At 36.4% G+C, this 17,710-nt stretch carries 17 protein-coding genes; 3 read left to right on the top strand and 14 right to left on the bottom strand.

What is annotated here, in order from left to right; genetic code table 11:
- Nucleotides 1-101 precede the first annotated feature (101 nt).
- From ACKTTZ_RS03670 to folK, 5 genes are all read right to left on the bottom strand, one after another.
- Entirely contained in the window at nucleotides 102-2,009 is a 1,908-nt protein-coding gene (locus ACKTTZ_RS03670; protein WP_034694969.1) for an ATP-dependent DNA helicase RecQ, read from the bottom strand.
- Between the two features lie 77 nt (nucleotides 2,010-2,086).
- Nucleotides 2,087-3,526 carry an OmpA family protein gene (locus ACKTTZ_RS03665; protein WP_034694970.1) on the bottom strand — a complete coding sequence of 480 codons (1,440 nt, stop codon included), beginning with the start codon at nucleotides 3,524-3,526 and terminating at the stop codon, nucleotides 2,087-2,089.
- Between the two features lie 206 nt (nucleotides 3,527-3,732).
- Complete coding sequence (locus ACKTTZ_RS03660; RefSeq protein ID WP_407847395.1) at nucleotides 3,733-5,259, bottom strand: OmpA family protein; 1,527 nt, start codon at nucleotides 5,257-5,259, stop codon at nucleotides 3,733-3,735.
- Nucleotides 5,260-5,307: 48 nt separating this feature from the next.
- Nucleotides 5,308-6,423, bottom strand: coding sequence for a hypothetical protein (locus tag ACKTTZ_RS03655; RefSeq protein WP_034694972.1), 1,116 nt, complete (start codon nucleotides 6,421-6,423; stop codon nucleotides 5,308-5,310).
- Between the two features lie 17 nt (nucleotides 6,424-6,440).
- Nucleotides 6,441-6,857 (bottom strand): 2-amino-4-hydroxy-6-hydroxymethyldihydropteridine diphosphokinase, encoded by a 417-nt coding sequence (gene folK / locus ACKTTZ_RS03650; RefSeq protein ID WP_034694973.1) that lies wholly within the window; start codon nucleotides 6,855-6,857, stop codon nucleotides 6,441-6,443.
- Between the two features lie 20 nt (nucleotides 6,858-6,877).
- On the opposite strand from folK, the gene sppA reads away from it, so the two are divergent.
- On the top strand, nucleotides 6,878-8,635 hold the full coding sequence (sppA, locus tag ACKTTZ_RS03645) for a signal peptide peptidase SppA (protein WP_034694974.1): 1,758 nt from the start codon (nucleotides 6,878-6,880) through the stop codon (nucleotides 8,633-8,635).
- 79 nt (nucleotides 8,636-8,714) lie between these two features.
- On the opposite strand, the gene ACKTTZ_RS03640 is transcribed toward sppA, so the two are convergent.
- From ACKTTZ_RS03640 to rpmB, 6 genes are all read right to left on the bottom strand, one after another.
- Nucleotides 8,715-8,975, bottom strand: coding sequence for a GlsB/YeaQ/YmgE family stress response membrane protein (locus tag ACKTTZ_RS03640; RefSeq protein WP_034694983.1), 261 nt, complete (start codon nucleotides 8,973-8,975; stop codon nucleotides 8,715-8,717).
- Nucleotides 8,976-9,047: 72 nt separating this feature from the next.
- Nucleotides 9,048-10,001 (bottom strand): signal recognition particle-docking protein FtsY, encoded by a 954-nt coding sequence (ftsY, locus tag ACKTTZ_RS03635; protein WP_034694984.1) that lies wholly within the window; start codon nucleotides 9,999-10,001, stop codon nucleotides 9,048-9,050.
- Between the two features lie 15 nt (nucleotides 10,002-10,016).
- Nucleotides 10,017-10,484: a RidA family protein gene (locus ACKTTZ_RS03630; RefSeq protein ID WP_253317436.1), complete on the bottom strand. Its 468-nt coding sequence runs from the start codon at nucleotides 10,482-10,484 to the stop codon at nucleotides 10,017-10,019.
- A gap of 89 nt (nucleotides 10,485-10,573) precedes the next feature.
- Nucleotides 10,574-10,726, bottom strand: a complete 153-nt coding sequence (locus ACKTTZ_RS03625) for a DUF4295 domain-containing protein (protein ID WP_002976755.1) — start codon at nucleotides 10,724-10,726, stop codon at nucleotides 10,574-10,576.
- 20 nt (nucleotides 10,727-10,746) lie between these two features.
- Nucleotides 10,747-10,929 carry a 50S ribosomal protein L33 gene (gene rpmG, locus ACKTTZ_RS03620; protein WP_027373683.1) on the bottom strand — a complete coding sequence of 61 codons (183 nt, stop codon included), beginning with the start codon at nucleotides 10,927-10,929 and terminating at the stop codon, nucleotides 10,747-10,749.
- Between the two features lie 6 nt (nucleotides 10,930-10,935).
- Entirely contained in the window at nucleotides 10,936-11,178 is a 243-nt protein-coding gene (gene rpmB, locus ACKTTZ_RS03615; RefSeq protein WP_002976757.1) for a 50S ribosomal protein L28, read from the bottom strand.
- 243 nt (nucleotides 11,179-11,421) lie between these two features.
- Between rpmB and ACKTTZ_RS03610 the strand changes: the two genes are divergently transcribed.
- Nucleotides 11,422-13,131 carry a T9SS type A sorting domain-containing protein gene (locus ACKTTZ_RS03610; protein ID WP_407847390.1) on the top strand — a complete coding sequence of 570 codons (1,710 nt, stop codon included), beginning with the start codon at nucleotides 11,422-11,424 and terminating at the stop codon, nucleotides 13,129-13,131.
- 225 nt (nucleotides 13,132-13,356) lie between these two features.
- Here ACKTTZ_RS03610 and lnt read toward each other — a convergent pair whose 3' ends face one another.
- A complete protein-coding gene (gene lnt / locus ACKTTZ_RS03605; RefSeq protein WP_407847388.1) occupies nucleotides 13,357-14,991 on the bottom strand; it encodes an apolipoprotein N-acyltransferase in 1,635 nt (544 codons plus the stop codon).
- Between the two features lie 56 nt (nucleotides 14,992-15,047).
- On the opposite strand from lnt, the gene ACKTTZ_RS03600 reads away from it, so the two are divergent.
- Nucleotides 15,048-15,461, top strand: coding sequence for a VanZ family protein (locus ACKTTZ_RS03600; protein WP_034694990.1), 414 nt, complete (start codon nucleotides 15,048-15,050; stop codon nucleotides 15,459-15,461).
- Here the strand turns inward: ACKTTZ_RS03600 and proC are convergent.
- A complete protein-coding gene (gene proC, locus ACKTTZ_RS03595; RefSeq protein WP_253317433.1) occupies nucleotides 15,451-16,254 on the bottom strand; it encodes a pyrroline-5-carboxylate reductase in 804 nt (267 codons plus the stop codon). The genes ACKTTZ_RS03600 and proC overlap by 11 nt on opposite strands.
- A gap of 439 nt (nucleotides 16,255-16,693) precedes the next feature.
- Nucleotides 16,694-17,707 (bottom strand): UDP-N-acetylmuramate dehydrogenase, encoded by a 1,014-nt coding sequence (gene murB / locus ACKTTZ_RS03590; RefSeq protein ID WP_034694994.1) that lies wholly within the window; start codon nucleotides 17,705-17,707, stop codon nucleotides 16,694-16,696.
- Nucleotides 17,708-17,710: the final 3 nt, after the last annotated feature.

Raw genomic sequence — 17,710 nt, 5'->3', positions numbered from 1 at the left:
GGAGAGTGGCAGTGTTGTAGAGATAAAATCATTAAAGTATTTTATCAAAACACATACATTTTATTCCACCGTATCTATCATTATTCATTGCTTATCATTGATTACTCATGATTAAGCGCATATGTTCTGAAGTTCAACATTCTTACCTTTCCTGAATCCAAAAGGAAGATCAGATTTTCAAGGATATTTTCTTTAGAATGATAGCTGAGCTGGATAGACAGTTCTTCAATGGTAGCCGATTTTTTTGCCAATAAATTGATGATTTGCTGAGAAATGTTCTTACCAAAGATAGACTGCTTATTTTTTTCACAGACAGAACACTGGCCACAGTTTTTTGAATTTTTTTCACCAAAATAGGCAAGGATAAGTTTCATTTTACAGTAGTCATTATTTTCTACGTAAAATTTCATCTCTTCCCATTTCTGAATTTTGTTTCTCTGAATATGTTCAAATAATTTCCAGTAAGCGCTATTCACAGCTCTTTCATCACGTGGTTTCAGGAATTTAATACTGGCTAGTGCCCCATCGATATATTCAAGATAATTCTTTTGCTGAAGTTCTTTCAACCGTTCTTTGATCAAAGGAACACTGATATTGATTTTGTTGCTTACCTGTTGTTCACTGAACATTACTTTGTGGGTGGTAATGCCTGATATATTACGGAAAAGAAGCTCTATAAAATGGGCATCTTTTTGGGGCAGCTGGTCCATCTCATCAGCTTTGATAAAAAGTTCAAGTGAAGACAGACTTTTATAATCGTTGTAGTAGACAATTTCCTGGTTGTGCAGAAAATTGAGTACATTGTTGATTTTTGCTTTCGACAGTTTTGTGAAATTCTGTATACTCAGACTATTCAGTTGAAAAGTTTTTTCCGGAAGTTCAAATTCTGCTACCTGAAAAATAGAGTAGAGGTAGCTAATGATCTTCAAAAATTCAGCTTTATTGGGTGTCTGATTTTTTAGAACCTGATCAAAATTCAATAGTTCCTGTTTGTTCCAAAGCATGAAGGCAAAACTGTCTTTTCCATCTCTTCCGGCCCTTCCGATCTCCTGATAATAGTTTTCCAGAGAGGCAGCAGGGGAATAGTGAATCACAAAACGAACATTGTCTTTGTCAATACCCATTCCAAAGGCATTGGTAGAAATAAGAACATGGTTGTCGCTATTGTTCCAAAGATGCTGTCTTGCATTTTTTTCTTTGGTTGTTAAGCCTGCATGGAAATAATCTACGTTTTTCAGTTGATTCTTTTTCAGGAATTCTGCCAGCAGTTCAGCTTCTTTTCTTGTTCTTACATATACAATCCCAGAGTCATTGCTATATTTTAAAATATCAAAAACACGTTGAAATTTATCAGAAACTTCATCGGTGAAAATTTTAATATTTTCTCTTTTGAAACTCTTTTGAAAAACAAAAGGATTTTTCAGTTCCAGCTTATTTTTGATTTCTTCAAGCACTTTTGGAGTTGCTGTTGCAGTTAAAGCAAGGCAAGGAATTTCAGGATTATTACTTCTGAATCCTTTTATATTCTGGTAGCTGGGTCTGAAATCCTGACCCCATTCTGAAATACAGTGAGCTTCATCCACAGCAATGAAGGATAATTGAATTTCCTCCATGTTTTGAATAAACTGACTATTGGTAAGTCTTTCAGGAGAAACATAGAGTAGTTTAGTAAGTCCTTCTTTACAACGGTCATACACTGCTTCTGCATCATATTCATCCAGCTCGGAGGACAGATATTCTGCTTCTATCCCACGTGATTTAAGCTGATTAACCTGATCTTTCATCAGTGCCAGCAAAGGAGATATAACAAGACAGGTTCCTTCTTTCAATAAGGCTGGAAGTTGATAGCATAAAGACTTTCCTGCTCCGGTAGGTAGTAGAACCAAGGTGTCTTTTTCATTGATGACAGCATTGATAATTTCTTCCTGAGAATCTCTGAAGTCGGTATAACCCCAGAAATACTTAAGAGTATCATATTTTAGCTTTTGAAAATCCTGCGGAGAAATCATGTTGTAAAAATAAGGAAAGAATTAGACAAAAAAAGTCACGCAGGGCGTGACTTTCATATGATATATCAATATGTTTATTATTTAGCTTCGAAGTATACTCTTCTATTGGCTCTGTTTTTCCATTCAGGGCACTTCGTTGCCGGTTCACACTCAGGGTATTTAAGGTCTTTTTCACCTTTTCCTATTGCCTGTAGTTTACCTGTTTGAACACCATTTTTGATAAGATAGTTCTTAACGTTGTTTGCTCTTCTTTCTGATAGTTTTTGGTTGTAAGCATCAGTACCTCTTGTATCAGTAGCTCCGATTACATTATAAGAACCAGTTGAAGAATTGATGTAGTTTACAGCATTGTTTAAGATTGGCGTGTTTGATGGTAAAATTCTGTCAGAATTTAAATCAAACTCAATTCCCTCCAACTTAGTTTCTGTTTCTACTACAGGTCCTGTTGTAGCTACAGGACATCCGTTGTTTTCAACAGGTCCTGGAACTGTAACACACTTATCGTAAAGGTCAATTACACCGTCTAAGTCAGTATCAAGCGCAACTCCGGCACCGTCCACTCTTGCTCCTGCAGGAGTATCAAGCTGTCTGTCCCAATCGTCACATACCCCGTCGTTATCAGCATCTCCTTTTTTACATACTTCGATATCCTGGTTTTTATTAGCCAGTACATCCAGTTTGTAATAGATTTCCTGAAGTGGGTCATGCCACATTAAGTGAGATTCGTGTTTTCCAAGTTTTACAGAAAGACCTAGGGTAGCATTGAAGAAGTTGTCAGAAACCTGCTCAGAACGCTTGTTAATCGCGCTGTAAGCATCACCGCCTCCGTCAAATTCATCATCACCAGTTACCACATACATTAATCTACCTTCAATATCGATTCTTCTGTTGACTTTGAATTTAAGACCTGTACCAGCCTGCATGAACAGAGAACCTAATTGGAAAGGTTTGATTTCAGTCATTAATGTCTGTTTGTTACTTCCGTCTTTCTGGTAGGCTCTGTAGGCAATAGTACCAATACCTGCATATCCATGAAGTGCCCATCTGTAAGGAGAATGGTTATCCACTCTTCTTAACAGGTTAGAGAAGTTAATATCTCCTAAGAGAGAGATTGCGTCATACTGAGTTCTTGCTCCTACTGCTGATGCATCTGGTGCTGAGTTTTTAGTATTGAACCATCCTTGTCTGGTTTCACCTCTGTCATATTGTAAATTGATCCCAAAAGCATGGGTAATCGCTTTATCAATACTTACATAGGCTGAATATCCAAAAAGGTTTTTACCGTTACCATTTTTGATTGAGGTCAAATCTGCAGACTGAAGAAGTGGAACACCCACCCCGGCAGAAATAGACCAATCGTTAAATCTTTTAGATTGATTGGTGAATGGGGAAACATTAGCAGATCCCGAAGAAAATGTATTAGGATACTCTCCTTTTGAAACTGCCGTTGAGTCTTGTGCATATGTGGCAGAAGGAATTGCCAGCGCTAATGCAACAATTGCTAAACTTAATTTCATAGTGTTATTTTTTTAAGTTAAGTTATTTTAAATGACTTTTATTTTAAAAGCGATTTTGTATAATTTTTTCAAGACAAAATCACCAATTTCTAATGCATTTTATGTCAGTTATCCTGAAAATAATGATAAAGGTATGTAAAAAATTCGGAGTAGAAAAAAATAAACCGAAAAGAATTTTTCTTTTCGGTTTATGATGTATTTGAAAATTATTTCTTCTTTTTCTTAGCTGAAACTTTTTTCACTGCTTTTTTTACAGGAGCATCCTCATAGTCTTTCTTTTTGATAGAATCCCATTCAGAACTTTCTATAAATCTTACAGTCACTTTTCTGTCTGCCAGTCTTTCAGCATCTGAAGCTGATGCAGGGATTGTTGCTTCAGCAGAACCAACTCCTCTTGATTTCAGTACATTATCATTAATGCCTCTGCTTTCAAGAGCTCCTACTACAGCAGCTGCTCTTTCTTTAGACAATCTAAGGTTGTAGGCAGCATTTCCTTTGATATCTGTATGTCCTGTTAAAAGGTAGTTACCTCCGTTTTCTTTAATAATTGAAGCTGCCAGATCCAACTTTTCATTAGATTCAGGTCTGATAGTTGCCTTATTGAAGTTGAAATAAATATCTTTAAGAGTTCTCTCTACTTCTACAGCAGTTTCCTTATGATCTTTCACGATAGGGCATCCGTTGTTTTCAACAGGTCCGGGAACGGTTACACACTTATCGTAAAGGTCAATAACCCCGTCTAAGTCTGTATCAAGGGCAACTCCGGCACCGTCTACTCTTGCTCCTGCAGGAGTATCAAGCTGTCTGTCCCAATCGTCACATACCCCGTCGTTATCAGCATCTCCTTTTTTACACACTTCGATATCCTGGTCTTTATTAGCCAATACATCTAGTTTGTAGTAGATTTCCTGAAGCGGGTCATGCCACATTAAATGAGATTCGTGCTTTCCTAATTTGAAAGAAAGTCCCAATGTTGCATTGAAGAAGTTATCAGAAACCTGTTCTTCACGTTTATTGATGGCGCTATATTTGTCTCCGCCACCATCAAATTCATCATCACCAGTTACCACATACATTAATCTACCTTCAATATCGATTCTTCTGTTGACTTTGAATTTAAGACCTGTACCAGCCTGCATGAACATCGAACCTAATTGGAAAGGCTTGATTTCAGTCATTAATGTCTGTTTGTTACTTCCGTTTTTCTGGTAGGCTCTGTATGCGATTGTACCGATACCTGCATATCCGTGAAGCGCCCATCTGTAAGGAGAATGGTTGTCTACTCTTCTTAATAAGTTAGAAAAATTAATATCTCCTAAAATGGAGATTGCGTCATACTGGGTTCTTGCTCCTACTGCAGATGCATCTGGTGCTGCATTTTTAGTATTGAACCATCCTTGTCTGGTTTCACCTCTGTCATACTGTAAATTGATCCCAAAAGCATGGGTAATCGCTTTATCAATACTTACATACGCTGAATATCCAAAAAGGTTTTTACCGTTACCATTTTTTATGGAAGTGAGATCTCCTGACTGAATAAGCGGAACTCCCACCCCGGCAGAAATAGACCAATCGTTAAATCTTTTTGATTGATTGGTGAAAGGTGCAACATTGGCAGATCCTGAAGAAAATGTATTAGGATATTCTCCTTTGGAAACTGCCAATGAGTCTTGTGCATAGTTGGCCGAAGGAATAGCCAATGCTAATGCAATAATTGCTAAATTTGATTTCATCGTGTATAATTATATAATTCTTTTTTTTGAAAAAAAGTTTAAGTTTTATTATTTAATTGGGCATCCGTTATTTTCAACAGGCCCGGGAACAGTCACGCATTTGTCGTAAAGGTCAATAACGCCATCCAGATCCATATCTAAAGCAACTCCGGCACCGTCTACTCTTGCACCTGCAGGAGTGTCAAGCTGTCTGTCCCAGTCATCACATACTCCATCATTGTCTGCATCTCCTTTTTCACAAACAACAAGGTCAGTACTTGCATTTTCAAGAACGCTGGTTCTGTAGTAAGCTTCCTGAAGTGGGTCATGCCATGCAAGGTGAGATTCGTGTTTTCCTAATTTGAAGGATACACCTAAACTTACCGTCCATGCATTATCTGATCTTCTAGGGTTTAGCATGTTGTATTTTGAACCTGGAGTGGAAGGATCATAATCATTAGGATCTGCCCATCCGCCACCATCAAATTCATCATCACCACTGATGATGTACATGGTTCTTGCCTCAACGTCAATAAGTTTAGAAACATTGTATTTTATTCCTAAACCTCCCTGATAGAAGATAGAGTTGATATCAATGTCTTGTTTTATGAACAAAGGCGTTCTTCTTGGAGTATTACTCCATCTGAATTCGTCGTTATCATGTAGTGATGTTCTGAATCCCTGAACTCCAATTCCCATATATCCATGGAAAGCCCATCTGTATGGAGAGTGGTTGTCTACTCTTCTGAATAAGTTCGAGAAGTTGATATCTCCTAATAAAGAGATGTTGTCAAATTGTGTGGTTGCAGTCGCTATTCCTGATTTTACACCTGCAGCACCGGGAAGCTGGGCTGTCTGTTTCGTTTCTCCTCTCATATACATTAGGCTTAGCCCGAATGCATGTGTGATTTGTTTGTCTACGCTTACGTATGCATTGTAACCCCAATTGGTCTTATCCTTGCGGATAGATTTTAAATCGGAGTGTACCATAAATGCAGGACCTCCTCCAACAGAAATAGACCAGTCTCTGAAACGTCTGGATTTGTTGTCGAAAGTTTGTACATTAGCGGAACCTGAGGAGAATGTATTAGGGTACTCTGTGGAAGAGTTTACTGTAGTGCCGCTGCTCTGTGCGAAAGCTGCAATTGGCAATGACGTAGCCAATAATAATAAACCTAATTTCATACAATATGTTTTATGTTTTAAATAAAATCTTTCAATAATATTCTGGAAAAATCCCTTTCAAAAAGATGTTTTTTATGAGGGACTTCTAACCTTTCTGACTTAAAATTTAACTCATTATACTTAATGATATCAATGTCTATAATCCTGTCAGTATAACCTCCGGATACTTTTGAATCATTAATTCTTCCCATCTCAATTTCTATATTCTTAATACAATCAAGCAGTTGGATTGGTGAAAGATGAGTGAATATTATTGCTGCAATATTACAAAAAATATTGGAACTGACAAACTCTACAGGGTCAGACATTAAAAATTCGCTGGTTTGTGAAATGTGATTTCCGGCTTCATTTATCATCTTTAATGCAAGCTCTACATTTTTTTTTTGCTCTCCTAAGTTACTTCCTAGTAACAAAACGACCTTATGCTGCGACATATTAGAAAATTGATTGATTTATGAGAAGTTTCTTTAAAAATGTTTTGGCAAATATAGTAGCAATTATCATACTTTGCGCTCTATTTTTCATCTTTTTCATTATGATGCTTGTGTTCAGTGCGATGGGGAATGATAAGTCGGTGGCGGTAAAAAAGAACTCCGTTCTTACGATTAATTTAAAGACAAATATAATCGATAGCCCCACTGAAGAAGAGATGGGATTATTCGGTTTAGGAGCTCAAAATAAAAGTATCCTTATATATGATGCATTGGAAGCTATCAATAAAGCAAAAACGGATGATAATATTAAAGGAATCAGTATAGAAACTGATTATTTATCTGCAGGACTTACTCAGATTGATGATCTTAGAAACGCTATTGAAGATTTCAAGAAGAGTGGAAAGTTTGTGTATGCATATGGAAACGGCGTATCACAGTCTGCTTATTATTTAGGATCTGTTGCTGATAAATATTATCTGCATCCTGCAGGAATGGTAGAATTAAAAGGTCTTTCTACAGAGGTTACTTTCTTCAAGGATTTTGCAGATAAATACGGGATCGGAATTGAAGTAATCCGTCACGGTAAATTCAAGTCTGCGGTAGAACCTTTTATAAGAAATGATATTTCACCTGAAAATAAAGAACAGTTAAGTACGCTTTTGAATGACCTTTGGAAAAATACTTCCAATAAAATGGCAGCTTCAAGAAAAATTGATACTGCTCAGTTCAGAATGATTACAGATAGTTTATATGGAATGATTCCTGAGCAAAGCCTAAAATATAAACTAGCCGATAAGCTGATTCAGAAATCAGAATACGAAGATCTTCTTAAGGCGAAGTTAAGTGTGAAAAATGAAGATAAACTGAACAAGATTTCTTTGACAAGTTATATCAACTCTTATGCGGATGAAGATAAATCTGGTGAAAAGATTGCAGTACTTTATGCTTCGGGATCTATTAATAACGGAGATGAATACAATGATATTCATTCTGAGAAATATGTGAAGTATATTAAAAAACTTCAGGAGGATGATAAAGTGAAAGCAGTTGTTTTCAGAATCAACTCTCCGGGAGGAAGTGCTAATGCTTCAGATGAAATCTTATTTGAACTACAGCAGCTGAAAAAGAAAAAACCACTGATCGTTTCTTTTGGTGACTATGCGGCATCAGGAGGATATTATGTAGCGATGGCTGCGGATAAAATTTATTCAGAGCCTAACACGCTTACCGGTTCTATCGGAGTGTTCGGGGTGATGCCTTACTACAAAGATATTGCAGCTAAAAACGGAATCCGTGCAGATATTGTTTCCACCAATGCCAACTCTATGTATTATTCCGGATTAAACGGAGTAACCCCTTACGGAGTGAATATGATGACAAGAAGTGTAGAAGGTACTTATAAGAGATTTGTACACTTTGTGACTCAGAACAGAAAGAAAACTTTTGAGCAGATTGACAATGTAGGAGGTGGTAGAGTATGGAGTGGCGTTCGTGCAAAAGAAATAGGATTGGTAGACGAATTGGGTACTTTAACAGATGCAGTGAAGTTTGCCGCTCAGAAAGCAGGATTAAAATCTTATCATGTAGAGGCTTTCCCTAAGAGAATGACTCCGTTTGAGCAAATCTTTAAAGACCTGAATGAAGAGGACGTTTCTGCCAGAATTATCAAGAACAAGATTGGGAAATCCAACTATGAGATTCTGCAGCAGATTACAAACAAGAAACTGCAGTCTGAGGTGAAAATGGAAATGCCTTATCAGATTAGAATTAACGACTAACTAAATTTTATATTGTATACAAAAATCCCGGACCTGAAATTTCAGATCCGGGATTTTATTTTTTTTATCAGCCTTTATATCAGCTTTTCTTTGTTGCCATTCCGTAAATCCAGAGAATGATTAAAGCGCCTCCAATTGAGAGAATCCAGCTTCTAGGATTCCAGAATGAAGTAACATCTCCCCAGTGTAAAACGTAAACTCCTATAGCTCCTCCTACAAATGCTCCAAGAATTCCAAGGATAATAGTGATAAGCCATCCTCCTCCCTGAGTTCCCGGCATGATCATTTTAGCGATAGCACCTGCGATAAGACCAAATAGGATCCATGTTATAATTCCCATAGTTGCAAATTTTTTTATTGTTAATATTTAAAAATGATTTGTTTGCTAATATAAGGGAAAACATGATATAAATCATCTTTTCTTGAAGAATGAGTCTACAAATTCCGTACCATTAAAAAGTTGTAAATCCTGCATTTTTTCGCCTACACCAATATACTTCACCGGAATTTGGAACTGATCAGAGATACCGATTACAACACCTCCTTTGGCTGTTCCGTCCAGTTTGGTTACTGCTAAAGCATTTACTTCTGTTGCTGCTGTAAACTGTTTTGCCTGTTCGAAAGCATTCTGTCCTGTAGAACCGTCAAGTACCAATAGAATCTCATGAGGTGCATCAGGAATTACTTTCTGCATCACTCTTTTGATCTTGGACAATTCATTCATCAGGTTGATCTTATTATGAAGTCTTCCTGCGGTATCAATGATGACAACATCGGCATTTTGAGCAACGGCACTTTGTACTGTATCGAAGGCTACTGAAGCAGGATCTGATCCCATTTCCTGTTTTACAATAGGAACACCCACTCTTTCGCTCCAGATAACAAGCTGGTCAACAGCAGCAGCTCTAAAGGTATCTGCAGCTCCAAGAACTACTTTTTTACCTTCCGATTTGAACTGGTGAGCCAGTTTTCCGATGGTTGTTGTTTTTCCAACTCCGTTTACTCCTACAACCATGATGACGTAGGGTTTTTTGGAAGTATCGATATTCCCTGTGCCGGCATGAGGATTTTCAAGCAATAATCCTGAAATCTCATCACGAAGAATTTTGTCAAGTTCATTTACTCCTACATATTTATCTCTGGCAACACGTTCTTCAATTCTTTCAATGATTTTGATAGTGGTAGAGGCTCCTACATCGGAAGCAATCAGTACTTCTTCCAGATCATCCAGAACTTCGTCATCTACTTTGCTTTTACCGACTACGGCTTTCGTCATTTTTTCAAAGAATCCCTGGCTGGATTTTTCCAATCCTTTATCTAAGGTTTCTTTTTCTTCCTTTTTGAAAATATTTTTAAACCAACTCATAGTTTTAGTTTATTCTTATTTATTTTTAATCACTGCTGTGGCTTCTACTTCTATAAGTACATCATCTCTGAAAAGCCTGCTCACTTCTACGAGGCTGCTTACGGGAGGATTTTGAAGATTGACATACAAATCCCTTACTTTTCTGAAATCAGGTGTTTTTTTGATGTCTGTGGTATAAATTACCAGTTTGATAATATCTTTTCCTGTACCTCCATATTCTTTCAGGATATTATCAATATTCTTGAAAACCTGCTGCGTTTGCTCTTCAATCGTATTTCCCACAAGATTACCTTCAGAGTCCAGAGGAACCTGTCCGGATAACAAAATCATTTTAGAATTTCCACAGTCAATACTTACTGATTGTGATAATCCTTTAATGTTGAAAACTTTTGGCGAACTTTTATATTCTGCAGAATTCATCGTTTTCTGACTGAATGAAAATAGAAAAGTTGCTGTGCAGGCCAGAACAAGTATCTTTTTCATACTTTACTGATTAATAATCTGGTGAGCAAAGATAACAAAAAAACTACCCAAAAAATGAGTAGTTTTTTATATTGTAAACAAAGTACTGATTATTTTTTTAAATAACCATCTACTTCATCAGCATTCATTACTTTTTCTTCGAAAACGTAAGCTCCTGATTTAGAAGACTTAACCATTTTCACCACTTTAGTCATCTTCTTAGATTGACCGCTTTGTAGGGTTGCTACTACTTTCTTTGCCATGGTAAGTTATTATTTATAAATTACTTAATTTCTTTGTGAAGGGTAGATCTCTTAAGAACAGGATTGTATTTTTTCAATTCCAATCTTTCTGTAGTGTTCTTTTTATTTTTTGTAGAAATGTATCTAGACATTCCTGGCATACCACTTTCTTTGTGCTCTGTACATTCAAGGATTACTTGAACTCTATTTCCTTTTTTTGCCATGATTTATTAATTCTTTTTAATCAATCCGTTTCTAGTAGCTCTTTCAATAGCTTCCTCGATTCCAATCTTGTTAATCACTCTCAATCCATGAGCTGATACTTTCAGTGTAACGTGCTTATCTTGCTCCGGAAGGTAAAACTTCTTCTCTAATAAGTTAATTTCAAAACGACGCTTCGTTTTGTTATTAGCGTGAGAAACGTTGTTACCAACCATTGCACGCTTTCCTGTTATTTGGCAAATTCTTGACATATCTCGATGTTCTTATTTGTATAATATTTGAGAGTGCAAAATAACGAAGAATTTTTTAGATAGACAAATCTTTTGGAAAATATTTATAAATAAGTGGCTGATTAATAATAATGAATTTTTAAAATAGTAGAATCCTTGGGATACAGCAGATAAAGGGTGCTGATATATTTCATACACGCTTTTTTTTACCCGCAGAATTTAATATTCTATCTTTGTTTTTAATTAATCTAAATAAAAACAACTATGAGGAGGATTTATATTTTATTGTCTATGGTACCTGTCAGTCTGATGGCTCAGAACTTTACTGAGGTGCAGACCAGCATGAGTAATTTTTATTATTCTGCAGCTGATATCGCAGATATAGATAACAATGGTACGCTTGATATTGTGCTCAATGGAGCGATTGATTCCGATGGTGACGGAAATGTAGATAGTACTTATAATGAAGTATATCAGAATAATGGGACAACTTTATTGCCGTTTGTTGGGTTGGGAGCAGATGTGACCCATCTTGGAGATATTAAATTCATTGATTATAATAATGATGGCCTGATGGATATTATTTCCACAGGACTCAGCTATATGGATGTTGTTAATTATAAACAATACCGATTCAAAAATACAGGTGCAGGATTTGTAAAAGAAGCAGAATTGCCGGGAAAAATTTATGGATCTCTGGAAGTTTTTGATTTTAACCATGATGGGAAATCTGATTATGCAATTAATGGAACTCAGTATGCTCACGGAGGAGGTTTTGGAAATAGTTTGGATTATTACAAAAATACGGGTACCGGTTTTGATCTTACAGGAAATTGGGTAGATGGAACTCAGAGCGGAAGTTTTAAAGTGGTAGACCTTAATAATGATAACCTGTTGGATCTTGTGATTATCGGATCAGATATCAATGGAGATGCAGTATCCAAAGTGTACATGAACCATGCTGGAGTTCTCACTCCTACACAAGATCTTGCGCCTGTAGCAGTGGGCAAAATAGATTATGCAGACTTTAATGCAGATGGTTTTCAGGATATTGTGGTGATTGGAAGAGATGGGAATGATGATCCCTATTTTGCTGTTCTCATGAATGATGGTACCGGGACATTGACTCCTCAGGCGATTGCCGTAAACGATATTTCAGATGTAGCATTGAGTGTTGGAGATTTAAATAACGACGGCTATTACGACTTTATTATTTCAGGAAATGAAGATTATAACGCTGTTGTGAAAACCTATATCTATGATGTTTCCAATCATAAATTCAATGAAGGAACTGTCATTGGTATTACTGCGCTTGGAGGTCCGGGACTGGTACAGCTTTTTGATTTTAATAATGATCATCATCTGGATATCTTATTGGGTGGATTCGATTGGGCTACTTCTGATCTGCCTTCACTGACTAAAGTATTTAAAAATAATTCCACAGCAGCCAATGCAAAACCTGCAGCACCTACTCAATTGAATCTGACTAAAAACGGAAATCGTTTTAATTTCACATGGAGTGGGGCATCGGATGATAAAACTCCGGTGAATGCATTACGTTATGAAATTACCGTAGGATCTACACAGGGCGCTCATGATATTGCAAAATATGTAGTAACAACACCATCATGGTTTCTTGAGCTTGATCCGTCCATTCAAAATGTATACTGGAGTGTGAAATCTATTGATGCTTCAAAAGTATATTCTGATGCTTCTGCACAGAGTGTGTTGGGAACAGCTGAAATCAAATCTGAAAAACAATTGGTTATCTACCCGAATCCGACATCAGATAAAGTATATATCAAAGGAGAAAAAGTTTCGGAAGCCGAAATGTATTCGATGGATGGAAGAAAACTGAATATCAGTGTAAATGGAGACCAGTCAATTGATGTTTCTCATTTACCTAAAGGAGTCTATTTATTAAAACTGAAGATAAAAAACGAAATAACCACAAAGAAGCTTACGATTAAGTAATTGAATCAATTCTATCTTCTATCAATGAGAAAAGCCAGACGTCCAGCTGGCTTTTCTCTTTTTTAAGTCTTAATATTTTACCTATTTAAAGCAAAGTAAAACTTCATAAAATAAAAATCAGCGTAATCTGCAAAATCAGCGAGAAAATATAAGGCTCGCAAATCTTGCAGATCACGCAGATCTTGTGTTATTTGTGCATCAATTTGTGCAATTTGTGTTCAAAAACTATCCTTTCTTTGTTTTCTTTTTGAACCATTCAATCAGGTAATAAAATAATAAAAACCCTAGCGCAAATATGGAAAACCTTGAAAGAAGGTCACCTGCTCTGGTATAAAAGGTCATACCATCATACAGATTCACTTTCGCAAATAAAGCGGTTTGATCCCCATAGAAAGTATCGGCAGTTATTTCACCTTTAGCATTGATATGGGCAGAAATTCCACTGTTGGCAGCACGGGCAATTTCTCTTCTGGTTTCAATAGCTCTTAGTTTAGCATAAGATAAAAGTTGTTTGTGTCCTTCTGTAACGCCCCACCAGGAGTCGTTGGTCATAATACCTAAGAAGTTAGCTCCTTTTTTTACATAGTCTGTTACAAATTCACCATAAATACTTTCATAGCAAATGATAGGAGCCAGCTTTCCTTTATTGTAAGGGTTTGAAAAGGCAACTCTTTCTTTATCTGTTCCCAAAGAAGCTACTGTTCCTCCCAGATTCAGCATGGCATCTCCAAGCAATGGTTTTAAAACATTCATATAAGGAAATATCTCAACACCTGGTACTAATTTTCCTTTGTGATAAGCCTGAACTTTTTGGTTAGGAACCAATTGAATAGCTGTGTTATAACTACTCACCCAAACACCACTGTTAATCTGGTACGCTTCCTTAGGCAAGTCGGCAGGGTTATAAAAAAATCGGTGTGAAGAAATTCCTGTTGCAAAAACAGATCCTGGATGATTGGATAAAAATCCTTTGATATTGTTTAAAAGTAAACTCTTTTCAAAAGCTGTTTCGGAAATAGATCCTCTTCCCGGCAGAGCTGTTTCAGGAGCAATATAATAATCAATTTTACCGGTTGAGTTTTTTTCAGCAAGTGCTAATAAATCCTGTTCTATGGTCAGGCTGTCTTTCGAATATTTTTCAGCATAAGGGTCAAGATCCGGCTGCAGCATCAGAACATTAACCTGTCCGATTGGTTTTTCATCAAAATTATTGTATTTGATTACTGAAATAATCATTGGTAAAGCAATTAAAGCTCCAATAATAGCCGAGTTTTTGATCAAATCCTTCCTCTTTCTTCCGGCTTCCCACGTTCTTACTGTGTAAAAAATCAGTACATTAATCAGGAGAATCCAGAAGCTTCCTCCGGTTGCTCCTAGAGTGTCATACCATTGGATTAGTTTTGGGTAGTCTGAGAATACATTCCCAAGGTTCAGCCAAGGCCAGGTAAGTTCCCATCCTAAATGAAATTTTTCAAAACTCATCCAGATAGCAATTAAAAATCCTAATCCCCAATAGGTTCCCTGAGCATTTTTGTACCAATGGTAGCATTGAAATACCAAAGAGTATAAAAGAGAATTAACCAGCACCGGAAATAAAACAGCCATCAGAGAGTGGCTTCCGTCAGGGTTTTTGGAACCATACAGCCATCCTGTAGTCACTACATTCCAGATGATAAAACACAGGTAAGACAATCCGAAGACCATCCAGCTTTTCCTTTTATAATCTGAAAATTTTGAAATTCCATGCTCCATCATAAGAAGAGGAACAAGAGCGAAAAATATAAAAAACGGAACTCCATAAGTTGGCCATGAAACCGACAGCAGCATTGCTGAAATAAGTGTAAGTAGAACGTATTTCATTAAATTATTTTAATACACAAATTTAATGTTTTTGAAATGAATATATTAGCAGTTCGATGTTAAAGAAAATTTATAAAATCATTATTGTTCCGTATACTCTGTTTTTGCTCTATCTGATGTTCTTAGGAATGGGCAGATTTCAATATGAGGAAAATCTTATTACGGTAGAACCTTTTTTTTCTACCATAAAATTTATTCAGGGACCTAATAAGACAATAGATATTGTGAGGATTGTTTTAGGGAATATCATAATGTTTATTCCTTTTGGTTTTCTGGGTTGGGTCATTCCCGAACTGAGAAAACTGAAGCCGTTATTATTTGGTTTTATCTCATGCATCGTTATTGTAGAAGCACTTCAATATTTTACCAGGATGGGAATATTTGAGGTAGACGATATCATCCTGAATACTTTTGGGGTGTATCTGGGATGGAAGATTTGTGGATTGATTGAAAAAAGATTTAACTATTAAGTTCCTTTGCTCGTTTTTCGGCGTTCAGAATTCCTTGTTTCAGAATTTCTTTAAAACTGTTTTCTTCAAACGTTTGTAAAGCAGCTTCAGTAGTTCCGCCTTTGGATGCAACATCTTTAATCAGTTCTTCAAGATTCTTTTCTGAATTATTGATCAGATGATAAGCACCCAGCATAGTCTGTTTTACAAAAAGTTTGGAAAGATTTTCTTCAATTCCCATTTCAATACCTGCTTTAATCATAGCATCGATGATATAATAGAAATAAGCAGGACCACTTCCTGAAAGGGCGGTGACACCATCCAGAAGTTCTTCATTCTCCAGATAAACCGATCTTCCTGTGCTGTTCAATAATCTTTCAATATTGATTAACTGGCTGAAAGAAATTCCATTGGCTGCAGTATATCCTGTGATTCCCATTCCCAGAAGGGTAGGAGAGTTCGGCATGGCTCTTACAACAAGCGGATGATTCAGTAATTTCTGGATTTTTTCAATATTGATTCCTGCCATGATGGATAAAACCATCTGGTTTTCTTTGAACGTAAATTGAATATTTTGGGCTATTGCATGAAAATCCTGAGGCTTTACAGCGATAATGATCAGATCAGCATCGATATCTTTTACTTCTTCAAAAGTGGAAATTTTAGATTTGGGAAATTCCTCAGCTATTTTGGCAATTTTTTCCTGATTTCTGATAATAAGATGCAGATTTTCAGGTTTGATCAGTTCATATTTCAAAAATGATTTTGAGAAAGAAAGCCCCATATTTCCGGCTCCAAGAATGGCTATTTTCATCGCAAATTGTAATTTTTAAGCTAAAATAATGATTTTCCGGAGACTGGATATGAATTGGTTCTGAATTAATTTTTGTTGGATAAGCGCAAAGTCACAAAGATTGTAAATAGTATGCCATTTAAGGGCAAGAATATTTCGATTTTGCTCAATATGAGATTTTTATTTTCGTCCTTTGCTTTTCCACCCCATCTATGCATAGATTCCTAATCGGAATGACAAAGTGTACGGATAAGCTAAGCGTTGTATTTGTCATTCTGAAAGAATCCAGCCTTACAATTTTCCAGCTATTATGCAGCCATAACGCATTCTTAGATAAAATCCTTGTGCCTTAAAATAATAACAAAGAAAATAAAGGATCCTTGCGTTAATCCAACACTTACAGATAATAAGCAATAAAAAAGACTGAAATCATATGAATCAGCCTTTATCTATTTTTAGATTAAATAATATTCACTTCCCGTTCAAGCTCTATCCCGAACTTTTCTTTTACAGAATTAATGATTTCCGTAGAAAAATCGAAAATTTCTTTTCCGGTTGCATTTCCTGTAGCATTGACGATGACCAGGGATTGCAATTTGTGTGAAGCCACATTTCCGATCTGCTTTCCTTTCCATCCACATTGCTCAATCAGCCATCCGGCAGGAACTTTTACCATCTCTCCATTCGGGTAACCCTGAATATTTTCAAACTGTTGTTTTAATGCTTCAAACTGAGTTAAGGGAATTGTAGGGTTCTTGAAAAAACTTCCGGCATTTCCGATTTTTTTTGGATCCGGTAATTTGCTTTGTCTTATATTGATTACAGCTTTGGAAACATCCTGAATGGTTGGGTTTTCAATGCCAAGATTTTCCAGTTCAGATTTGATTGCTCCATATTCTGTTTTGATAGGGTGATTTTTCTGAGTAAGCTTAAAAGTAACTTCCAGAATAACATATCTGCCTTTTCCTTCCTGCTTGAAAATAGAATCCCTGTATCCGAATCTGCATTGTTCAAGATTGAATGTTCTCAGTTCAAGATTTTCTAAATCCAGTACTTCACAGCTCACAAAAATATCTTTGATCTCTGTTCCGTAAGCTCCGATATTCTGCATGGGAGAGGTTCCTACATTTCCGGGAATTAACGAAAGATTTTCAAGTCCTCCATAATTTTTTTGCAGGCAGTACATCACGAATTCATGCCAGTTTTCCCCAGCTTTTGCAGTTACCCATACTTCATTTTCATGGATATGCTCTTCAGAAATTCCTCTTAAATTAAGTTGAATGGCAAGACCGTCAAAATCTTTGGTAAGAAGAATATTACTTCCGCCTCCTAAAAAAAGAAGCTGAAGAGATTGAGACTTCGAGAAAGTGAGAGCTTCTTTCAATTCATCAATAGAATTGACTTCAGTAAAATATCGGGCCTTGGCTTCAACACCAAATGTGTTATAAGGTTTTAATGAAAAGTTTTCTTGCATGTT

This window comes from Chryseobacterium sp. KCF3-3 (genome assembly GCF_045865955.1).
Classification (GTDB): Bacteria; Bacteroidota; Bacteroidia; order Flavobacteriales; family Weeksellaceae; genus Chryseobacterium.
This window is presented reverse-complemented; position numbering and strand designations above follow the sequence as displayed.